The organism is Serratia rubidaea (genome assembly GCF_016026735.1).
GTDB lineage: Bacteria > Pseudomonadota > Gammaproteobacteria > Enterobacterales > Enterobacteriaceae > Serratia_B > Serratia_B rubidaea.
The window spans coordinates 1,254,671-1,275,283 of the sequence record NZ_CP065640.1; the positions used below are offsets into that span (position 1 = coordinate 1,254,671).

15 protein-coding genes are annotated in these 20,613 nt (G+C 58.9%); 5 read left to right on the forward strand and 10 right to left on the reverse strand.

Going from position 1 to position 20,613, the window contains the following annotated elements:
* Positions 1–28 precede the first annotated feature (28 nt).
* From I6G83_RS05845 to I6G83_RS05865, 5 genes are all read right to left on the reverse strand, one after another.
* Positions 29–2,704, reverse strand: coding sequence for a PEP/pyruvate-binding domain-containing protein (locus I6G83_RS05845; RefSeq protein WP_054305718.1), 2,676 nt, complete (start codon positions 2,702–2,704; stop codon positions 29–31).
* Complete coding sequence (locus tag I6G83_RS05850; RefSeq protein ID WP_054305717.1) at positions 2,701–4,722, reverse strand: FAD-dependent oxidoreductase; 2,022 nt, start codon at positions 4,720–4,722, stop codon at positions 2,701–2,703. Before I6G83_RS05850 ends, I6G83_RS05845 begins: the two co-directional genes overlap by 4 nt.
* Entirely contained in the window at positions 4,719–5,879 is a 1,161-nt protein-coding gene (locus tag I6G83_RS05855) for an acyl-CoA dehydrogenase family protein (RefSeq protein ID WP_054305716.1), read from the reverse strand. Before I6G83_RS05855 ends, I6G83_RS05850 begins: the two co-directional genes overlap by 4 nt.
* A gap of 257 nt (positions 5,880–6,136) precedes the next feature.
* Positions 6,137–6,406, reverse strand: a complete 270-nt coding sequence (locus I6G83_RS05860) for a hypothetical protein (protein ID WP_138111980.1) — start codon at positions 6,404–6,406, stop codon at positions 6,137–6,139.
* A 138-nt stretch (positions 6,407–6,544) separates the two neighbouring features.
* A complete protein-coding gene (locus I6G83_RS05865) occupies positions 6,545–7,741 on the reverse strand; it encodes a BaiN/RdsA family NAD(P)/FAD-dependent oxidoreductase (RefSeq protein WP_054305715.1) in 1,197 nt (398 codons plus the stop codon).
* A gap of 301 nt (positions 7,742–8,042) precedes the next feature.
* Between I6G83_RS05865 and pitA the strand changes: the two genes are divergently transcribed.
* Positions 8,043–9,545, forward strand: coding sequence for an inorganic phosphate transporter PitA (gene pitA / locus I6G83_RS05870; protein WP_015962254.1), 1,503 nt, complete (start codon positions 8,043–8,045; stop codon positions 9,543–9,545).
* A 53-nt stretch (positions 9,546–9,598) separates the two neighbouring features.
* On the opposite strand, the gene uspB is transcribed toward pitA, so the two are convergent.
* Positions 9,599–9,934 carry a universal stress protein UspB gene (gene uspB, locus I6G83_RS05875; protein ID WP_015962255.1) on the reverse strand — a complete coding sequence of 112 codons (336 nt, stop codon included), beginning with the start codon at positions 9,932–9,934 and terminating at the stop codon, positions 9,599–9,601.
* Positions 9,935–10,515: 581 nt separating this feature from the next.
* On the opposite strand from uspB, the gene uspA reads away from it, so the two are divergent.
* A complete protein-coding gene (gene uspA / locus I6G83_RS05880) occupies positions 10,516–10,959 on the forward strand; it encodes a universal stress protein UspA (RefSeq protein ID WP_015962256.1) in 444 nt (147 codons plus the stop codon).
* A gap of 179 nt (positions 10,960–11,138) precedes the next feature.
* Positions 11,139–12,482: an NADP-specific glutamate dehydrogenase gene (gene gdhA, locus I6G83_RS05885; protein WP_054305714.1), complete on the forward strand. Its 1,344-nt coding sequence runs from the start codon at positions 11,139–11,141 to the stop codon at positions 12,480–12,482.
* A 46-nt stretch (positions 12,483–12,528) separates the two neighbouring features.
* On the opposite strand, the gene I6G83_RS05890 is transcribed toward gdhA, so the two are convergent.
* The 4 genes from I6G83_RS05890 to I6G83_RS05905 form a co-directional block, all read right to left on the reverse strand.
* The gene (locus I6G83_RS05890) at positions 12,529–14,427 is read right to left on the reverse strand and encodes a bifunctional metallophosphatase/5'-nucleotidase (RefSeq protein WP_054305713.1); all 1,899 of its coding nucleotides are present in this window, start codon (positions 14,425–14,427) and stop codon (positions 12,529–12,531) included.
* 165 nt (positions 14,428–14,592) lie between these two features.
* Positions 14,593–15,339: a 16S rRNA (guanine(1516)-N(2))-methyltransferase RsmJ gene (gene rsmJ / locus I6G83_RS05895; protein WP_015962259.1), complete on the reverse strand. Its 747-nt coding sequence runs from the start codon at positions 15,337–15,339 to the stop codon at positions 14,593–14,595.
* 8 nt (positions 15,340–15,347) lie between these two features.
* Positions 15,348–17,390 (reverse strand): oligopeptidase A, encoded by a 2,043-nt coding sequence (prlC, locus tag I6G83_RS05900; protein ID WP_015962260.1) that lies wholly within the window; start codon positions 17,388–17,390, stop codon positions 15,348–15,350.
* Between the two features lie 128 nt (positions 17,391–17,518).
* Positions 17,519–17,932 (reverse strand): ASCH domain-containing protein, encoded by a 414-nt coding sequence (locus tag I6G83_RS05905; protein ID WP_054305754.1) that lies wholly within the window; start codon positions 17,930–17,932, stop codon positions 17,519–17,521.
* Positions 17,933–18,061: 129 nt separating this feature from the next.
* On the opposite strand from I6G83_RS05905, the gene I6G83_RS05910 reads away from it, so the two are divergent.
* Positions 18,062–18,904, forward strand: coding sequence for a 23S rRNA (adenine(2030)-N(6))-methyltransferase RlmJ (locus tag I6G83_RS05910; RefSeq protein ID WP_054305712.1), 843 nt, complete (start codon positions 18,062–18,064; stop codon positions 18,902–18,904).
* A 132-nt stretch (positions 18,905–19,036) separates the two neighbouring features.
* Positions 19,037–20,389, forward strand: coding sequence for a glutathione-disulfide reductase (gene gorA, locus I6G83_RS05915; protein WP_054305711.1), 1,353 nt, complete (start codon positions 19,037–19,039; stop codon positions 20,387–20,389).
* Positions 20,390–20,613 lie beyond the last annotated feature (224 nt).

A 20,613-nucleotide genomic window follows, 5' to 3' on the forward strand; every position in this document is an offset into this window, starting at 1 on the left:
ACGTCAGCCGGATCCGGCCTGGAGCGGGTTATGCAGTAGCATCGGGTGGCTCCCCGGGCTGGATGATGACCGTCCCGCTGTCACCATCGACAATCAGCGTGTCACCGCTATTAATCACCTGAGTCGCCACTTTCAGATTAACGACCGCGGGAATGCCGAACTCACGCGCGACAATACAGCTATGCGACAGGGTCGAGCCGATATCGGTGACGATACCGGCCGCCTGGGCGAACAGCGGCGTCCAGCTGGCATCGGTAAAGCGCGCCACCAGGATCTCATTGGGCTGTACCTCAGCCACCTGGGCCTGCAAATCGGTGATCACCCGCGCCTTGGCCACTACTTTGCCCGGGCTGGCCGCCAGCCCGCTTAAGGCGCCGGTCGCCGCATCGCCCGACGCATGCGTCTTCATTTTTGGCGTGTAGGCGCCGATGATCGCCATCGGCGGCTCTTCCGCATGCAGGTTCAGCAGATGCTGGTGGCGGTTGCGGTCAATCAACGACGGGGCAAACGCCTCTTGCGCAGACATTTTTCCCGCCATAAAGGCGCGGAAGCGCTCAAAATCCAGGTAAGGTAAATCGGCCGCGCCGACCAGCCCCTGCCCCTCGAGACGCCGCAGGACTTCCACGATGATGCAGCGGTAGAACCAGGTTTCCGTAATAAAGGTCGGCCTGGTGGCTTCGCGCCGCTCCGCCATCACGCCATACAGTTTGGTCAGGGTTTTCAGTTTAAACCGCCCCGCCCACGGCATGCCCCGCAGCAGTTTTTCACTGTCCTGGTGGCGGAGTTTCTCCGTTTCTTTCAGCTTTTTCTGCAGGTCGACCGGGTGGCGGAGATACATTTTTATCACCTGCAGCAGGTAGCTGGGGTCGTCTCTCCAGCGCGGAATGCTGAGTTCAAACTCCTGACGGCCGCGGGCGCCGAACTCAAACAGGAAGTCGCTGAAATCCTGCTGCCAAAAGTCACGCGACAGCGTATGTTCCGGCAGAATAGCCACCAGTTCAGCGACGCTGTGCCGTTCGAACAGCGCTTTCAGCGCCGGCTGCCGATCAATCTTTTCCACCAGACGGATAATGCCCAGCGTGACCTCAATAGTGCGCAGGTTATTCATTGAAGCCTTGATACGGTTCTGCAGCCCCTGCCCTTCACCTTTTAAATAGCGTTCGCAGGTCAGCGCCAGCGCATCGTAGAGGGCGAATGACTGCAGGAAAAAGGGCATATAGGCCGCGCAGCTTTCAAGAAAGTAACCGTCAATGCGCTGCAGCTCATCGTTCAGCTCCTGCAACGACATGGCCGTTAAATCAAGATTCAGGAAACGCCGGGTTTCACGCTGGCGCAGCGCAATCATCTGTTCCACGATGCCGGCGGCGCTGCGCAGGTTATGCACCTGCTGTTTCAGCCAGTACCAGCTGCTCTTGATATAGCCCCAGCCCTGCACACCGGCGCCGTAAGGGTTGCGGTACTGGCTAAAGTCGATATCGTCGGTGGCGTAACGGGTGGTGAACTTCATTTCATCCCGGGTCGGCGGACACTGCCGCAGCATGTAAGCCGAACCGGAGATATTCAGATACACGTAGCCTTGGATATAGCCCATATAGATTTGCCAGTCGCTGATATCGGCCAGCCCCATGGTTTTGATCGCCGGGCCGTGAATGTTCTTTTGATAGAACTGGCAAAACGACAGCCCCAGCGGCGTCATCAGCCCGGTCACGATCTCGCCGGTATCCATACGCGAGAAAAAGGCGCGATCCCTGATCGCCGGGTCTTCTTCCCACGGGTTGGCGTAAATGCCCTGCGCCGGCCCGGCCTGTACCGTGACCGGACGCGCCTGCAGCAGCCATACCTGATCGTCTTTGACCGCCCACTCAATATCCAGCTCGGTGCCGTAAATCAGCCGCGCCTGCCTGCCGAGGGTGGCCAGACGCTGCAGCTGTTCCGCGTTCAGGCTGGGCGCATCGCGTTGCGCTTCCGGGGTGTGCAGCAACACAATCTGCCCCTGTTCATCACGCTGGCAATAGTGGGACTTATGGCGAACCTGCTGTTCACGGAGCGCGCCGCTCGCCTTATCCAGAATAAAACTGTCGGTAGTGACCTGCCCGGACACCACGCCCTCGCCCAGCCCCCAACAGCTGTCGATCACCACGCGGTCCGTCTCTCCGGTCAGCGGGTCCTGCGTAAACATCACGCCCGCCGCGTCGGCGTCGACCATCACCTGTAAAACAACGGCAATGTCGCTGTGCGCGGCATTAACCCGGCTGTATTGCGCCGCCCGTTCAGCCCACAGCGACGCCCAGCAGGCGCGTACTTTGCGCAGCACGTCTTCGGCGCCGTTAACATGCAGGAAGGTGTCATACTGACCCGCGAAGGATTGGCTCAGGCCGTCTTCTTCCAGCGCCGAGGAACGCACGGCAAGCGAGACATCGCCGCCGAGCCGCCGGCAGGCATCCCGGATCGCCTGGCTGAGCGGTTCAGGCATGCTGGCGTTTAAAATCATATCGCGCACGTTGCCTGATTCACCGGCGTTCAGCAGCGTTGCGGGCACCGCATCGTCGATAAATTGCCGGTAAGCCTGCGCGGTGACGCAGAAGGCGGGCGGTACCGGCAGACCCGCCTGAATCAAATGATTTAACGAGTAGGCTTTACCACCCAGGCGATGCTGTTCCAGCGCCTGGTCGCCAGACAGTTCAACCACTAACGCGTTGCTCATCGCGCCACCTCCATCACGGGAGCCGTCAGCCGCAGCTCTGCGTTCAAACGCGCCTGCACCGCCCCTGCGGCCTGGATGCCGGCCTGCACCGCGCTCTCGATATTGCCGATACCGATGCTGTCCTGATTGGCGAAGTGAATATTTTCAACCGGCTGGCTGGCGTCGCTGAACACGCCCTGCGCCTGTTGCCCAATCACGGAGGTCACCAAACCTGCCGGCCAGTACCAGATTTTGATGTCTTCAATCACGTCGGCCTCAATCCCCATATTGCGCAGCACACCGGCAATTTCGATATAGGTTTGCTGCTGCAGCCCCAGAAAGTCGTGCTGCGCGCTGCGCCCTTGCCGCTCCCGCCGGGTGGTCGGCTTCAGCAGGGTCAGTACGCCCTTTTCCGCGCCGCTCTCGCTGTCCATCCAGTTGGCGACCAGGCACGTGCCGGCCTTACACCAGGCATAGGGCGCGCGCGGGTTATCCGGCTCGATCAGATAGCCGCCGAACGAGTGGCTGAGAATCGGCGCGGACAGCTGCACATTCGCCAGGTAATAATCTTCGTGGCGGATGGCGTCCAGCGCGCTACGCTGCGCCGCCGGCAGGTTCGGTAAAAACTGCGTCAGATGCGTTTTGGGCGCCGCCCAGATCACCTGGCGCGCGTTCACATGACAGGTGTCGCCATCGATATTCAGCTGCAGCCGCGTTGTTTCACCCTGCGGCGTGACGGCCTCGAGCTGGACGCGGTTTTGCAGCCGGACGCCGCCTTGTCTATTGAGGTAATCACACAGTCCGGCGCCGATACTGCCGTTGCCGCCCGGCAACGTCACCAGCGTGCCGCGCAGGTAACCCACCAGGAAATGCAGCCCGACATAGGCGGAAACCTCGCGTACGTCCAAACATTCAACCCGCAACGTGGTGCTGACCGCATTTTCCACCAATTTGCCCAGTTTCTTCGGCGGCTGCAGATGCGCCGGCAACGCGTCCGCAGCACCCGGAGCAAACAGGTAATCATGCAGCGACATCGTATCGAGCAGCGTCATCTCCTCCCGGCTCCAGCCGCTCTCCGGCGCCCAGGGAACCTGAGGATAGCGATCGCCGTCCGGAGAAAAGCGGTCAAGAAAGGCGTACAACTCGGCGAAAATCGGATCGCCCAGCTGTTTGGCGGCGATGACATAAGGCTTGCCTATCAACGCATGCAGGAAAAGCTGACCGGTCAATCCCCAAACTGCAGGCTTGAGCAGGTAGGACGGATATTTGAGGAAACCGACGGTGACTTCCCCCAGGCATCTGAGCAATAAAAAGGTGTCAAAAAACACCAGGGTATCGCGCTCATTAGAGCGGTAAGCGTTCTCCAGCCCGATTTTTTCCAACACGCGCATCATGGCCGAATTCGGCTGCGGCTGTTGGAAACAGACGCCGGCGATAGGAAACTTCAGCGTATCCAGGGTATTGAAACGGGCATTACCGCCAAAGGTAGCGCTTTTTTCCAACACCAAAACCCGGCGGCCGCTCAGTTCACTGGCGGCAGTCAGGCCGGATACGCCGCCGCCGACGATCACCACGTCATAGTCATCATCGAGCGGCGACGTTGCCTGAGGAGACGTGGCGGCGGGCGATGAGAATGAACGGGTAGGGAACGTGCGTGTCTGAGGCTTGCGCCGGTGCTGTACGCGCAGCATATACAGCGCGGCCAACGCGAACAGCGCATCCAGATAGATGACCTGCGGCTGCGCACGGTGCAGCAGGAGGACAAAGACCGCCATCATCAACAGCTGACCGTAAATCACCCGCACCGCCCAGCGCGGGTTAAGCACCAGCACCAAGCCTGAGCCGAACAGCAACACGCCGACCAACAGATTGACCGCTGCGCCATGGTCCGCCAGCCACTGCGTCGCGCCGGCATACCAGGCGTCCTGGTTGGCGATCGCCGCCTGATGCAAGATGGCGGGAACATTCTCCAGTGCGGGAAAGGCCTTGGCCAGGCCGGCAAGCATATACAACAGGCCAAAGAGTCGTTGAATAATCACCCTCTTCCTCCTCGTAACCCCAGCTTGCGGGCCATGATTTCTTTTTGGATATCGTTGGTGCCGGAAAAAATCCGGCTGGGAATAACGTTCAGCAGTTCACGCACCAGACCCAGCTCTTGATCCATCGCTGCACCGCCAAACGTTTGGATGGCATCCAGTGCCGACTGCACGGCATATTCGGAAATCAGCAGTTTGCTCATGGCGATATCGAGCTCCGCATCCTGTCCCTGATCGTGGCGCCAGCAGCCGCGATAGAGCATCAGCCGGCACTGCTCCAGACGCAGCTTCATCTCAATAATGCGGTTGGAGACCGACTGGAACTGCCCCACCGGCTTGCCGAACTGCTGCCGCCGTTTCGCATAGGCCAGGGTCGTGTCCAGCAGCCTTTCCATCACGCCGACAAACAGCGCCGAGAGACAACCTTTTTCCCAAATCATCGAATCGTGGAAAATGGCTCCGCCGGCGCCGGGCATGCCTATGCGATGCGTTTCGGGCACGAAGAGATCGTGAAATGTCAGTTCGCCCCAGGGGCAGTTGGATAAGCAGTCTTTCGGGATGGTTTCACCGATGTGCAACCCCGGTACGCCTTTCTCAATCAGGAAGGCTGAAACGCCCATAAAGCCATGGTCGGGATTGGTTTTGGCATAGACGACAAACAGGTCGGCGATCGGCGCGTTGGTAATAAATATTTTTTTGCCATTGAGGCGATAGCCGCCGTCACAAGGCTGCGCCGTAGAGGACATGGCGTAAATATCCGATCCGGCTTCCGCTTCGGTCGCCGCATTGGCCGCAATCAGCTTGCCCGTGACCAGGGGTTCCAGATATTGCGCTTTCAGCGCATCAGAGCCGAAGCGTGACAGTGGGATCACACAGGCGCAAAGATGCGCGCAGAGTGAAAACGATAGCCCCAGATCGCGGCTGCCTTTTCCCAGAGCTTCTATCATCAGCGCCGTATCCAGAGCGCCCATCTCCTCTCCGCCAAACTGGCTTGACAGCGGGCCCAGCGTAAAGCCATAGGCGGCAGCCTGTTGCCACAGTTCGAGGTTCAACCCCCGCTGTGCGATACGCGTTTGCGCATCCCGATCCAATACGTCCAGTGCGAAGCGATAGGCTGACTCATACCGCCGTTCCTGGGCATTCGAGAAATTAAAATTCATGAATACTCCGTTAACCGGGGCCATTAATTAGACCAGCTAATACTTCTAGTTTTCGACCGGAGATAATTCAATCAAGCCATCCCGGCACAAATGTAAACAAATGTTTATTTATGTAGTTTATTGTTGCATTTTTATGAAACAAAACATTTATTTGATTGTTTTATATCTGTTTTATACGCAATGTTTTGAGAAATAAAAAATTACAAATAGAAAAAACACTAATGTGTCCCAGATCTAATAAATTAAAATTTCTATTGTTAGATGGCGATTTTTACACATGGCGAAGATGTTCGGGCAGGAAGTATGCGCATGGTAAAACCATAGGGATGGGGATGGGTATCGCGGCATTCAGCGAGAATGCAAAACGGCGGGAACATTAAGCTTTTGATATAACGCGGATATTTTGCAAGCAAATAGTTGACCAACAAAGTTATGGCATATGGCGGGCAGGCAATTTCGGCTTCATCCGACGCATCAATCAGCACAGCAACGGCCCGCATCACGCGCGCCGCCTGCCGATAAAGCATACGGTTACCTCTCTAAAGACAGCGAGGTAACCCGCGAACAAACCATGCTGATAAAAAAGATAATATACTGATAAAAAATAAAAAAATTGAGTACAGCGCTATTTTTTAACGTTTAGGACAGGTTAGTCCTCATACCAGTTATTTACCCTGCGCCAGCGCCTGTGCGCAGGCCCAGGCGGAGCTCCATGCCCACTGAAAGTTGTAACCGCCCAGCCACCCGGTCACGTCCACCACTTCACCGATAAAGTACAGGCCCGGCACCTTGCGCGCCTCCATGGTCTTGGACGACAGCTCGCGGGTATCCACGCCGCCCAGCGTCACTTCCGCCGTGCGGTAGCCTTCCGTACCGTTGGGCTGCACCCGCCATTGCTGCAGGCTATCCACCAGCGCGCTCTGCTGGGCGGGGGTCAGCTGCTTCAGGGTCGCTTCCGGCAGTTGCCCCAGGCTTTGCAAGAACTCAACCAGCCGTTTCGGCAGCTGCAGCGCCAGCGTATTTTTCAGGCTCTGATTAGGGTGAGCCTGACGTTGCTGGTCCAGGAAGCCCGCCAGATCGAGATCAGGAAGTAAGTTAATACTTACATACTCGCCAGGTCGCCAGTAGCTGGAAATCTGCAGCACCGCCGGGCCGGACAGGCCGCGGTGGGTAAACAGTATGGCTTCGCGGAACAGCGTGCCGTCCGCCGCCGTTATGCTGGCCGGCACCGAGACGCCGGACAGCGTCTGCGATTGCTCAAGCAGCGGCTTATGTAAGGTAAAAGGCACCAGTCCGGCGCGGGTGGGCAGCACGTTAAGACCAAACTGTTCCGCCAGCTTATAACCGAAGGGTGAAGCGCCCAGCCCCGGCATGGAAAGTCCGCCGCTGGCCACCACAAGTGAGCGAGCGCTCACTTTCTCTCCATTCAGCGTCAGCTCAAAGCCGTCGTCGCACTTTTCCACCTGCAGCACCTCACTGCGCAGGCGCAGCGTGACCTGGCCCAGCTCGCACTCCTTGACCAGCAGATCGACCACCTGCTGCGCCGAGTCGTCGCAAAACAGCTGGCCCAGCGTTTTCTCATGGTAAGCCACGCCGTAGCGGTTAATCAGGTCGATAAAATCCCACTGGGTGTAACGCGCCAGCGCGGATTTGCAAAAATGGGGGTTATTGGACAGGTAAGCCGCCGGTTCGGCGTACATGTTGGTGAAATTACAGCGTCCGCCGCCCGACATCAGAATTTTACGCCCCGGCTTTTTGCCGTTGTCGAGCAGCAGCACCCGGCAACCCAGTTGCCCTGCCTGCGCCGCACAAAACATTCCCGCCGCGCCCGCGCCGATGACCACCACATCAAACTGTTCCACCTGAGCCTCTCTGAGTTAAACCACAATCACGACAAAAGCGCGCCATTTTACGCTATTTCGCTGCCGCTCACCGCTAAATTCATCGTAGTTATGTGTAAATTACGGCCTGCGCCAGCGCCGCGGTAAGGAAATGTTATATTCGGTAAATCCGTGTAACATTATGATATTTATTTGATTTGCCGGTAAATAGTGCCAGTTTGGGTGCAATGAAATCAAAAAAACGTCATATTTTTCTTTTCCCCGCCCCCTGTTGTCACGGATAATGCGCGGCGTTCATGTCCACAAACCTGGCGTAACGCTTATGTTGCATTTGTTCGCTGGCCTGGATTTCCATACCGGCCTGATGTTAATACTCGCACTGCTGTTCGTATTGATGTACGAAGCCATCAACGGCTTTCATGATACGGCCAATGCGGTTGCTACCGTGATCTATACCCGTGCTATGCGCTCGCAACTTGCGGTCGTAATGGCGGGCGTGTTTAATTTCCTTGGCGTAATACTCGGTGGTTTGAGTGTTGCCTACGCCATTGTCCACCTGCTGCCAACCGATCTGTTGCTGAACGTCAGTTCCGCTCACGGATTAGCCATGGTGTTCTCCATGCTATTGGCGGCAATCGTCTGGAACCTCGGCACCTGGTATTTCGGTCTGCCGGCCTCCAGTTCCCACACGTTGATTGGCGCCATTATCGGTGTCGGCCTGACCAACGCTCTGGTGACCAACACCTCCATGGTGGATGCGCTTAACATCCCGAAAATGATCAGTATTTTCCTGTCATTGATCTTCTCTCCGCTGGTGGGGATGATGGTCGCCGGGCTGATGGTGTTTATGCTGCGCCGTTACTGGAGCGGCACCAAAAAACGCAAGCGTATTCATATGACGCCGGCCGAACGTGAAAAGGTTGACGGTAAGCGCAAGCCGCCGTTCTGGACGCGTATCGCGCTGATTCTGTCCGCCGTCGGCGTCAGCTTCTCGCACGGCGCCAACGACGGTCAGAAAGGTATTGGTTTGATCATGCTGGTGCTGATCGGCGTTGCGCCGGCCGGCTTTGTACTCAATATGAATGCAACCGGCTATGACATCACCCGTACCCGCGACGCCGTCAGCCATCTGGAGCAGTATTACCAGCAGCATCAGGAGTCGCTGGCGCACGTAGTCGCCATCACGCCGCTGGTGCCGACGCCGGAAGAAACGCCGGCCAGCAACGCGCCGCAAGAGTTCCACTGCGACACATCGCGCGCTATGCCGGCCATCAGCCACGCCTCCGGCCTGTTGCAGGGCCTGCAAAGCTACGATCAGCTGAACGTGGAGCAACGCAGCCAGCTGCGCCGCCTGCTGATGTGCGTGACCGATACCGCAGATAAAGTCGCCAAGCTGCCGGAAACCTCAGCGGAAGACAAGCGCTTCCTGAGCAACCTGCGTCAGGATCTGCTGCAGACCGTTGAGTATGCGCCGCTGTGGATCATTGTCGCCGTCGCGCTGGCGCTGTCTCTCGGCACCATGGTGGGCTGGAAGCGCGTTGCAACCACCATCGGCGAGAAGATTGGCAAGAAGGGCATGACCTACGCACAGGGCGTATCGGCCCAGATGACCGCTGCGCTGTCGATCGGCGTCGCCAGCTACACCGGCATGCCGGTTTCCACTACCCACGTGCTCTCCTCGGCGGTAGCCGGGACCATGATCGTGGATGGCGGCGGCGTACAGAGTAAAACCGTGAAAAGCATCGCACTGGCCTGGGTGTTGACCCTGCCGATCTCGATTCTTCTGTCCGGTTCTCTGTACTGGCTGGCGCTGAAGCTGATCTGAGTCAGCGAACCCAACGAACGAGGCGGCCCCAGGGCCGCCTTTTTTTATTGGCGTCAGTACCAGATAGCCATGGCGATCAGGCTGACCACCACCAGCCCGCACAGGGCGGAGGTCAGCATAAACTGCCGGCGCACCCGCTCACAGCGGCGGATAAACTCCGGGTCATGGTGATCGGTATAGCGCTGCGCGTAGATATAGCGCACCAGGCGCAGCTGCTTGCTCGGCTGGCCGTGGGCGGTAAAGAAACCGCCGCCGTCAACATATTGGTACAACAAGGGGTCGCATCCGCGCAGCACTACCAGCAGCGCGCGCAGGGACGAGTAATAGCGCACCATGTTTACCACACATACCACACACAAAGCCCAAAACAGCGCGACGGTACTGATCATGATTCCCCCTCAAGGCGTTGCGATCCACGGCAACCCGCCGGAGCCAACGGCCCTACTTCATATCCAATACTCACTGATGACCGATAGTTATACCGCTCAGGCGCCTCTTCCGTCAGCGACGCCCCATCGATACGCAAACGCATATTAGGACGCCGTACAGTGCACAGAAGAAAGGAGAGGCCCGTAACATAATTGTAGGATAATGAAACGTAAACGTAGCCGGACAGGCGGGAAAATTTAGCGCCGCCGCCGCTGCAGAACCGCCTGCGGCTTGCCGCATCCGCGCTCAAGCCGCCATTCGGGACTATACTTTTTGCAACAACGCTTATAATTCAAACGGTCAGCGGCGTAATACCCCCTGAATAAATAGGATTTTTAGCCCGATAGGTGTAAAACTGACGGGGTGAAAATGACAAGACTGAGTGAAGCATTGCGCTGTGATCGGCCCGACATATCCTTGCGTTAGCGCAATGATATGATGCAGGTGAACGCCATACCACGGCGGAGAAAATAACGGCGCCAGGCTGGCGCGCGGAATGCCTGCTACCCTTTAATCGGCATTATATGGAAGGAGTATTCTCATGGCTTACAAACACATACTTATCGCGGTAGACCTCTCCCCAGAAAGTAAAATTCTGGTCGAAAAAGCAGTTTCCATGGCGCGGCCGTACAATGCCAAAGTCTCGCTGATCCACGTAGATGTGAATTATTCCGACCTGTATACCGGCCTGATTGACGTTAATCTGGGGGATATGCAAAAGCGTATTTCCGAAGAAACCCATAACGCGCTGACCGAACTGTCGCAAAACGCCGGCTACCCTATCACCGAAACCCTGAGCGGCAGCGGCGATCTGGCGCAGGTGCTGGTGGATGCCATCAAGAAATACGATATGGATCTGGTGCTGTGCGGCCACCACCAGGACTTCTGGAGCAAGCTGATGTCTTCCGCGCGCCAGCTGATCAATACCGTACATATCGATATGCTGATTGTACCGTTGCGCGATGAAGAGGATGAAGACGCCTAAGCGCGACGCCTTCTGCTCAAAAAAGCCCACGGTTTGTGGGCTTTTTTGTTTCTGCAGGGATTAATTGCTTGATAAACAAGCGCCCCCCGGTGATATAGTCAAGAAAGACACAACATCTTCCCCCGTGACGTTAAATCAATAGCAATAAGCTGGGGGCATTCATTTAGAAGGAGCTATCTATGGAACAGGGCGCATCGCTCGAATCCTTTCTTGCCGTATTACAGCAGCAAAACCCCTATCAGGACGAATATCTGCAGGCGGTACGCGAAGTGTTTACCTCGCTGTGGCCGTTTATTGAACGTAACCCGCGCTATCGGGAATATGCGCTGCTGGAACGCCTGGTCGAACCGGAACGCGTGATTCAGTTCCGCGTCAGCTGGATAGACGACGCCGGCCGGGTGCAGGTCAACCGCGCCTGGCGCGTGCAGTTCAACTCGGCCATCGGGCCGTACAAGGGCGGCATGCGTTTCCACCCGTCGGTGAACCTGTCGATTCTGAAGTTCCTCGGTTTTGAACAGACCTTCAAGAATGCGCTGACCACGCTGCCGATGGGCGGCGGCAAAGGCGGCTCGGACTTCAACCCCAAGGGCAAAAGCCAGGGCGAGATCATGCGTTTCTGTCAGGCGCTGATGAGCGAGCTATATCGCCATCTGGGGCCGGATACCGACGTGCCGGCCGGCGACATCGGCGTGGGCGGGCGGGAAGTCGGCTTTATGACCGGCATGATGAAAAAGCTGTCCAACAACACCGCCTGCGTGTTTACCGGCAAGGGGCTCTCTTTCGGCGGCAGCCTGATCCGGCCGGAGGCCACCGGTTACGGCCTGGTGTATTTCACCGATGCGATGCTGAAACGTCACGGCCTGGGTTTTGAAGGGATGCGCGTCGCGGTATCCGGCTCCGGCAACGTGGCGCAGTACACTATCGAGAAGGCGCTGGCCTTCGGCGCCCGCGTGGTGACCGCCTCCGACTCCGGCGGCACCGTGGTGGACGACGCCGGCTTTACCCGCGAGAAGCTGGCGCACCTGGCGGAAATCAAGAACCAGCGTTACGGCCGGGTAGAAGATTACGCCCGCGAACGCGGCCTGACCTATCTGGCCGGCGAGCAGCCGTGGAGCGTGCCGGTGGATATCGCGCTGCCGTGCGCCACCCAGAACGAGCTGGACCTGGCCGCCGCCAACGTGCTGATCCATAACGGCGTCAAAGCGGTCGCCGAGGGCGCCAATATGCCGACCACCATCCAGGCCACCGACGCCTTCCTGGACGCCGGCGTGCTGTTTGCGCCGGGCAAGGCGGCCAATGCCGGCGGCGTCGCCACCTCCGGGCTGGAGATGGCGCAAAACGCCGCGCGCCTCGGCTGGCGGGCGGAAAAGGTCGACATACGCCTGCAGCACATCATGGCGGATATTCACCACGCCTGCGTGGAGTACGGCGGCGAAGACAAGCAGACCCACTATGTGCGCGGCGCGAATATCGCCGGCTTTGTCAAAGTAGCGGAGGCGATGCTGGCGCAAGGGGTGCTGTAACGCCCGCCCCGCTCATCTATGCCGGCGTCACCGCCGGCATTTTTTATCAGGCCTGATTTAGCGCGGCGATGATCGCCAGCTGGTTCTGCAGCTGTTTTTGCAGCGCCGGGTTGTCGGCCGTCTTCAACCGGGCTTTCAGTTCGCTCTCTTTACGCTGGCGCGCCTGCGGGTCGCTGAAGGTCAGCCCCTTCACGTTAATCGACGCCACGTTGCTGTAGCGCCCGTCCGCCGTGGTCGGCACGCTGATTCTGCCGTCATTCAGCAGTTTTTCGACGATTTTGCGCTGTTTTTCGTAACCGTTCAGCCCCAGCAGCTGCCAGCGCTGCACCGTCCGGCCCTGATACCGCCCTTTTTTCACCTCGGTCAGGTAACGGATGGTGAGATTGCGGATCGTCCCCGCCTCCTCGCCGTACTCCTGCTTGCTGTCCGACAGCACCGGGAAACGCATGCCCTCCAGCGCGCCGCCCTGTTGCGTCAGGTGCCCCATGCGGTAGCTGTTCATCCCCAGACGAATCGGCGTCGTATCGGTCACTGGCGAACCGTCGGCCATTTTCAGATCGACAATGCGCTGCCCTGCCGGCTGACGCAGGTCAATCTTGTAGGTCACACCGTCAAAGAAATCATTGGTGGAATACTTGGATGCCCGCCGCTGCGGGTTAAAGCTGTAGGTCACGTCGCCGTCGCGCAGCTGGTTGAAATAGCCGGCGGACCATTCCATATATTTTTTCAGCTCTTTGCCGGTCATCTGGTAAACGGTGATTTCACCGCCGGCATATTGATAGTTAAAGGCAATATCCTTGGCGGCAATGGTGCCGACGTTCAGCTTCGGCCGGTCGTTATCAATCTGCAGCGCGATCACTTCGGCCTGCGGCGCGTAGTAACGGCTGGCCTCCTGGTACAGTCTGCTGATGCCGGTATCCTGCACGTGCACCTGCGGAATGCCCTTTACCGCGTCCGGCGGCACCAGATCCTGCCCCGTCAGCTGGGCGATCGGCCGGTTGGCGTTGGCGCGCAGAATTTTGTGGTACGGCTGATAGATCGCTTCCAGCTGTTCGTCCGACGCCGTTCCCTGAATCGGATAGGTGTAGCTGTCTTTATTGATCAGCACAAACCTGCCGTTGTGCCGTTCAAACTGCAGATCGATGCGCGACAGCGCGCGGCCGTATTTATCCGGTTCGGTCACGATCACGCCGTTGATCACCGCCTTATCGACCTTCACGTGCATATGGCCGGCAACGATCGCCGCCAGCTCCGGATTGGCGCGTGCAATATCGCCCACCCCGGTGCCCGGCCGCTGGTTTTCGTTATCGATACCCATATGCGCCACCAGCACGATGGCGTCAACCTCGCCCTGGATCTGCTGGATCACCTGTTTGACCGCCTGCACCGGATCGGTAAAGTTCAGCCCCTTGATGCGGTCGGTGCCTTTGGCAAACTCGGCGGTCATCGGCGTATCCATCCCGATAATGCCGATCTTCACCCCCTGCCGTTCGACGATCTTGTAGGCCGGCAGGTAGGGCTTGCCGCTGTCCCACAGGATATTGCCCGCCAGCGCCGTGCCTTTAAACTGGCTCAGCGAAGTGGACAGCGGCCGCAGGCCGAAATCGAATTCGTGGTTGCCCATCACCCAGACGTCGTAGTCCAGCGCGTTAAAACCGAGGATCATCGGGCTGGTTTTGTCGTTCTTAAAGGTTTCAACAAAGTTGCCCTGAATGGTGTCGCCGGCGTCGACCAGAATCACGTTCGGCTGCTGCGCGCGCACGTTGCGCACCTGAGTGGCGATTTGGCTCAGGCTGCCGGCCAGGTTTTCGCTGTCGGTGGCGTAATCCCAGGGCACAAAGGTGCCGTGCAGGTCGGAGGTGCCGAGAATAGTGATGTTGACCGGCTCAGCGGCCAGTGCGGAACCGCTCAGGCCAAGCAACAGGGAAAGAAGCGTCTTTTTCATAATTCCATTTACTGCGAGTGGGATGACATTAACTGGCAGCATGCGATCGGGATTGTGCTTTTTCCAGCAGGTTTTCAGATTGATGCAGAGAAATGAGAGGTAGATCGGTTAGATAAGGCCCGGCGCACCGGGCTCTTGCTGACACGCCAGCGGCAGCGAAAATCGCTACAGCGGCATATAGATATCGAAACGGTGGTTTTTGGTCACCGTCGCGGCGTGCGCCGGCACCTGCGCCAGCGGCGGCGCATAGTCGGGGCGCTTCACCACGATGCGCTTGGTCGCCAGCCGGCGCGCCGGCTCCAGCAGACCGTCGGCGTCATCGTCGCTGCCCACCAGCGACTGGAACACCCGCATCTCTTTTTTCACTAGCGCGCTCTTCTGCTTGTGCGGATACATCGGATCGAGATACACCACCTCCGGCCGCGGGCTGAGATCGGCCAGCGCCGTCAGGCTGGAGGCGTGCAGCAGCGTCAGCCGCTCCCGCAGCCACGGGCCGATTTCCGCATCCTGATAGCCGCGCTGCAGGCCGTCATCCAACAGTGCCGCCACCACCGGATTGCGCTCCAGCATCCGCACCCGGCAGCCGAGCGCCGCCAGTACAAAGGCGTCGCGCCCCAGCCCGGCGGTGGCGTCCACCACGCTCGGCAGGTAGCTGCCCTTGACGCCGACCGCCTTGGCCACCGCCTCGCCGCGCCCGCCGCCGAAGCGGCGCCGATGCGCCATCGGGCCGGAAACGAAGTCCACGTAGATCGCCCCCAGCTTGGGTTCGTCGCGCTTGCGCAGTTCCAGACGCTCCGGGGTCAGCACCAGCGCCATCGGCGCCTCATCGTCCGAGGTCAGCCGCCAGCGCTCGGCCAAAACAGATAAGGCGCCGGGGTCGGCGCCTGCTTCACACAATAAACACACGCTCACGTGTCAGGTTATCCTTTAATGCCGTAATGGCGCAGCATAGCATCCAGCTGCGGCTCACGGCCACGGAAGCGTTTGAACAGTTCCATCGGCTCTTCCGAACCGCCGCGCGACAGGATGTTATCCAGGAAGGCGCTGCCGGTGTCAGCGTTGAAGATGCCCTCTTCCTCGAAGCGCGAGTAGGCATCCGCCGACAGCACCTCCGCCCACAGATAGCTGTAATAACCCGCCGCATAACCGCCGGCAAAGATATGGCTGAAGGCATGCGGGAAGCGGCCCCAGCTCGGCGACGGCACCACGGCGACCATTTTCTTCACCTCGGCCAGCAGCGGCAGGATCTGCGCGCCGGTTGCCGGGTCATATTCGTAGTGCATGCGGAAGTCGAACAGGCCGAACTCCAGCTGGCGCAGGATAAACAGCGCCGCCTGGTAGTTTTTGGCTTCCAGCAGCTTGTCGAGCAGCGCTTTCGGCAGCGGCTCGCCGGTTTCGTAGTGGCCGGAGATAAACGCCAGCGCTTCCGGCTCCCAGCACCAGTTTTCCATAAACTGGCTCGGCAGTTCGACCGCATCCCACGGCACCCCGTTGATACCGGCGACGCCGGCGGTGTCGATCTCCGTCAGCATATGGTGCAGGCCGTGGCCGAACTCGTGGAACAGCGTGGTCACTTCGTTATGGGTGAACAGCGCCGGCTTGTCGCCCAGCGGACGGTTGAAGTTGCAGGTCAGGTAGGCGACCGGCTTTTGCAGCTCGCCGTCCGCCTTGCGCAGTTTGCCGACGCAGTCATCCATCCAGGCGCCGCCGCGCTTGTGCTCGCGCGCATACAGGTCCAGGTAGAAGCTGCCGCGCAGCGCGCCGTCGGCGTCGAACAGGTCAAAGAAACGCACTTCCGGGTGCCAGGTATCGACGCCCTGACGCTCTTTGGCGGTGATGCCGTAAATGCGCTTCACCACTTCAAACAGCCCTTCCACCACGCGCTGCTCCGGGAAGTAAGGACGCAGCTGCTCATCGCTGATGGAGAACAGGTGCTGTTTCTGTTTTTCGCCGTAGTAGGTGATATCCCAGGCCTGCAGCTCGTCAACGCCGTAGTGCTGTTTGGCGAAGGCGCGCAGCTGCGCCAATTCCTGCTCCGCCTGCGGGCGGGCGCGCTTGGCCAGATCGGTCAGGAAGTCGATCACCTGCTGCGGATTTTCCGCCATTTTGGTCGCCAGCGATTTATCGGCATAGGTATCAAAGCCCAGCAGCTGCGCCAGCTCATGACGCAGCGCCAGCGTTTCCGCCATCACCGCGCTGTTGTCCCATTTACCGGCGTTCGGCCCCTGATCGGAGGCGCGGGTGGTAAAGGCGCGGTACATCTCTTCACGCAGCGCCTGGTTATCGGCATAGGTCATCACCGGCAGGTAGCTCGGCATGTCCAGCGTCAGCAACCAGCCCTGCTGCTCTTTGGCCTGCGCCATCGCCTGTGCCTGCGCCAACGCGCTTTCCGGCAGGCCGCTTAATTCTGCTTCGTCGGTAATCAGTTTGCTCCAGCCCATAGTGGCGTCGAGCACGTTGTTGCTGTAGGTCGAACCCAGCTCGGACAGGCGCGCAACGATTTCACCGTAGCGCTGCTGTTTCTCCGCCGGCAGGCCGATGCCCGACAGCTCAAAGTCGCGCAGCGCGTTTTCCACCGCTTTACGCTGCGGCACGCTCAGCCGGGCAAAACCGTCGCCCTCTTTCAGGTTGCGGTAGGCCTGATACAGCCCTTCGTGCTGGCCGACCCAGGTGCCGTACTCAGACAGCAGCGGCAGCGCCTGTTCATAGGCGGTGCGCAGCTCCGGGCTGTTTTTCACCGAATTCAGATGGCCGATCGGCGACCAGATGCGCGACAGGCGGTCGTCTACCTCCGCCAGCGGCTGCACCAGGTTATCCCAGGTGAACGGCCCCGGCTGCGCCACCACCCGCTCAACTTCAGCGCGGCAATCGGCCAGTGCGGATTGCACCGCCGGCACAATATCTTCCGGACGGATCGCGGAGAACGGCGGCAGGGAAAACGGTGTCAGCAACGGATTTGTCATAGGGCAGTCCTGATTATCGTTGGGGCCGGCCACGCCTGGCCGACCTGAAAATGCGTGTGTAAGGATTAACATGGTGCCAGACGGCAGGAAAATCAATGGCTGGCGCAAATCGGCCGGCGCGAATCGGATCATTCTCCCTCAAGAACCGCCACCCGTTCAAACTCCTCAAACACCAGCCACATATCCGGCGCAAAGGTGCCTTCACGGGTGAAAAACGCCTGATGCCCCTCGCGCCAGCAGGCCAGGCTTTTATCCCCTTCTCCCTCTTTCGCCGCCAGCTCGGCGCTGACGTCGCAGAAGCGGATAAGCAGCAGCGCACGCGTGCGGATCACGCAGCGCGCCTCGCCCCGGCCGTCCAGAATCACGCTGTAGTCGCCGATCTGCGGCACTTTTTCCTGCTGATAGGCCACGTAAGAGCTACAGGTCGCCGTTTTCTCTCCCGCTAACACCAGCTGCAGCAGCTCATCCGCCAGCTGCGGACCGTCGCCGAACGCCCAGCGCTGCGCGCCGGGGTAGCGTTCCAATACCTCCTGTTGACTCATCATGCGCGGCGGCCTCCACTGGCTGACAATGCATTTCACTTTTTCCCCTGCGAACAGTTTATACTGTGTGCAGATTACTGCCTTATCGCACACGCTCCGCAAACGGAGCACAAGGAATGACCAAACGCCATGCTAAGTTACCGCCACAGTTTTCACGCCGGCAACCACGCCGACGTGCTGAAGCACACCGTCCAGAGCCTGATCATTGAGTCGCTGAAAGAAAAAGAGAAACCGTTCCTGTATCTGGATACCCACTCCGGCGCGGGACGTTATCAGCTGAGCGGCGAACACGCCGAGCGCACCGGTGAATACCTGGAAGGCATCGGCCTGCTGTGGCAACGCGACGACCTGCCGGCAGAGCTGGAGGCCTATATGGGCGTGGTGCAGCACCTGAACCGCAGCGGATCGCTGCGTTATTACCCGGGATCGCCGCTGATCGCCCGTCAGCTGCTGCGTCCGCAGGACAAGATCCACCTGACCGAGCTGCACCCGAGCGACTACCCGCTGCTGCGCAGCGAATTCCAGAAAGACGAACGCGCCAAGGTGCAGCGCGCCGACGGCTATCAGCAGTTGAAATCGCAGCTGCCGCCGCCGTCGCGCCGCGGTCTGATCCTGATGGATCCGCCGTATGAGATGAAAACCGACTATCAGGACGTGGTGAAAGGGATCCTGGAAGGTTATAAACGCTTCGCCACCGGCACCTATGCGCTGTGGTATCCGGTGGTGCTGCGCCAGCAGATCAAACGCCTGCTGAAAGAGCTGGAAGCCACCGGCATCCGCCGCATTCTGCAAATCGAGCTGGCGGTGAAGCCGGACAGCGACCAGCGCGGCATGACCGCCTCCGGCATGATTGTGATCAACCCGCCGTGGAAGCTGGAGCAGCAGATGCAGAACGTGCTGCCGTGGCTGCACAAAACGCTGGTGCCGTCCGGCATCGGCCACCATCTGATCAACTGGGTGGTGCCGGAGTAACCGGTGACCGCAGGCGCGCACGCCGCGCCTGCGTCCACGCCTATCACAGACATCGACGCAATCTTTGCGACAAACCCACCTCAGGCGTTAAACTCTATCCTCTTCAATTTACACAACTCATGGAAAACCCAGATGACGAAACATTACGATTATCTAGCAATTGGCGGCGGCAGCGGCGGTATCGCATCGATCAACCGGGCAGCCATGTATGGCCAGAAATGTGCGCTGATTGAGGCCAAAGAACTTGGCGGCACCTGCGTCAACGTGGGTTGTGTACCGAAAAAAGTGATGTGGCACGCGGCGCAGATCGCCGAGGCGATTCACCAATACGGCCCGGACTACGGCTTCGACACCACGGTCAACGCGTTTGACTGGAAGAAGCTGGTCGCCAACCGCACCGCCTATATCGACCGCATCCACAACTCGTACGACAACGTACTGGGCAAAAACAAGGTTGACGTGATCAAGGGCTTCGCCCGCTTTATCGATGCGCACACCGTGGAAGTCAACGGCGAGCAGATCACCGCCGACCATATTCTGATCGCCACCGGCGGCCGCCCGAGCCACCCTGATATTCCGGGCGCGGAATACGGCATCGACTCCGATGGTTTCTTCGAACTCGACGAGATGCCAAAACGCGTCGCCGTCGTGGGCGCCGGCTATATCGCCGTGGAAATCGCCGGCGTGATGAACGCGCTGGGCGCGGAAACTCACCTGTTCGTGCGTAAGCACGCGCCGCTGCGCAGCTTCGATCCGCTGATCGTTGATACGCTGGTGGAGGTGATGAACACCGAAGGGCCAAGCCTGCACACCGAATCGGTGCCGAAGGCGGTAGTGAAAAACGCCGACGGCAGCCTGACCCTGCAGCTGGAAAACGGCAGCGAATTTACCGTCGACAGCCTGGTCTGGGCGATCGGCCGCGAACCGGCGACCGATAACCTGAACCTGGCGGTGACCGGCGTGCAAACCAACGACCGGGGCTACATCAACGTCGATCAGTTCCAGAACACCAACGTACCGGGCATCTACGCCGTCGGCGATAACACCGGCGCGGTTGAACTGACGCCGGTCGCCGTGGCCGCCGGCCGTCGCCTGTCCGAGCGCCTGTTTAACAACAAGCCGAACGAGCACCTGGACTACAGCAATATCCCGACCGTGGTGTTCAGCCACCCGCCGATCGGTACTATCGGCCTGACCGAGCCGGAAGCGAAGGAAAAATATGGCGAAGACAGCGTGAAGGTGTACAAATCCTCCTTTACCGCCATGTACAGCGCCGTAACTCAGCATCGCCAGCCTTGCCGTATGAAGCTGGTCTGCGTCGGCGAGAATGAGAAAATCGTCGGCGTGCACGGCATCGGCTTCGGTATGGATGAAATCCTGCAGGGCTTTGCGGTCGCCGTGAAGATGGGCGCCACCAAGCAGGACTTCGACAACACGGTGGCCATCCACCCGACGGCGGCGGAAGAGTTCGTCACCATGCGCTAAACCCTGACCGGTTTAACCGCAGGCTATCTGAGTTAATTCGGGCCGACTGTCAACGCAGCCGGCCCTTTTTCTTATCGTTTAACGCCGAGCGCGAAAATCCCCATCAATAATTACGTCATAAAAACGTCATCTATTTGTCCTGCCGCTTTAAAATAAATTCAGCCAATCAAAAACAATATAATTCTTTTATTTTTAACTGCTTAATATCACCCTGCTTATTATCA

Excerpts from the sequence above, each read along its gene's own strand:
- I6G83_RS05845 (WP_054305718.1), bottom strand. The coding sequence starts at position 2,704 with ATGAGCAACGCGTTAGTGGTTGAACTGTCTGGCGACCAGGCGCTGGAA.
- I6G83_RS05855 (WP_054305716.1), bottom strand. The coding sequence starts at position 5,879 with ATGAATTTTAATTTCTCGAATGCCCAGGAACGGCGGTATGAGTCAGCC.
- I6G83_RS05860 (WP_138111980.1), bottom strand. The coding sequence starts at position 6,406 with ATGCTTTATCGGCAGGCGGCGCGCGTGATGCGGGCCGTTGCTGTGCTG.
- pitA (WP_015962254.1), top strand. The coding sequence starts at position 8,043 with ATGTTGCATTTGTTCGCTGGCCTGGATTTCCATACCGGCCTGATGTTA.
- uspB (WP_015962255.1), bottom strand. The coding sequence starts at position 9,934 with ATGATCAGTACCGTCGCGCTGTTTTGGGCTTTGTGTGTGGTATGTGTG.
- uspA (WP_015962256.1), top strand. The coding sequence starts at position 10,516 with ATGGCTTACAAACACATACTTATCGCGGTAGACCTCTCCCCAGAAAGT.
- gdhA (WP_054305714.1), top strand. The coding sequence starts at position 11,139 with ATGGAACAGGGCGCATCGCTCGAATCCTTTCTTGCCGTATTACAGCAG.
- I6G83_RS05890 (WP_054305713.1), bottom strand. The coding sequence starts at position 14,427 with ATGAAAAAGACGCTTCTTTCCCTGTTGCTTGGCCTGAGCGGTTCCGCA.
- prlC (WP_015962260.1), bottom strand. The coding sequence starts at position 17,390 with ATGACAAATCCGTTGCTGACACCGTTTTCCCTGCCGCCGTTCTCCGCG.
- I6G83_RS05905 (WP_054305754.1), bottom strand. The coding sequence starts at position 17,932 with ATGAGTCAACAGGAGGTATTGGAACGCTACCCCGGCGCGCAGCGCTGG.
- I6G83_RS05910 (WP_054305712.1), top strand. The coding sequence starts at position 18,062 with ATGCTAAGTTACCGCCACAGTTTTCACGCCGGCAACCACGCCGACGTG.
- gorA (WP_054305711.1), top strand. The coding sequence starts at position 19,037 with ATGACGAAACATTACGATTATCTAGCAATTGGCGGCGGCAGCGGCGGT.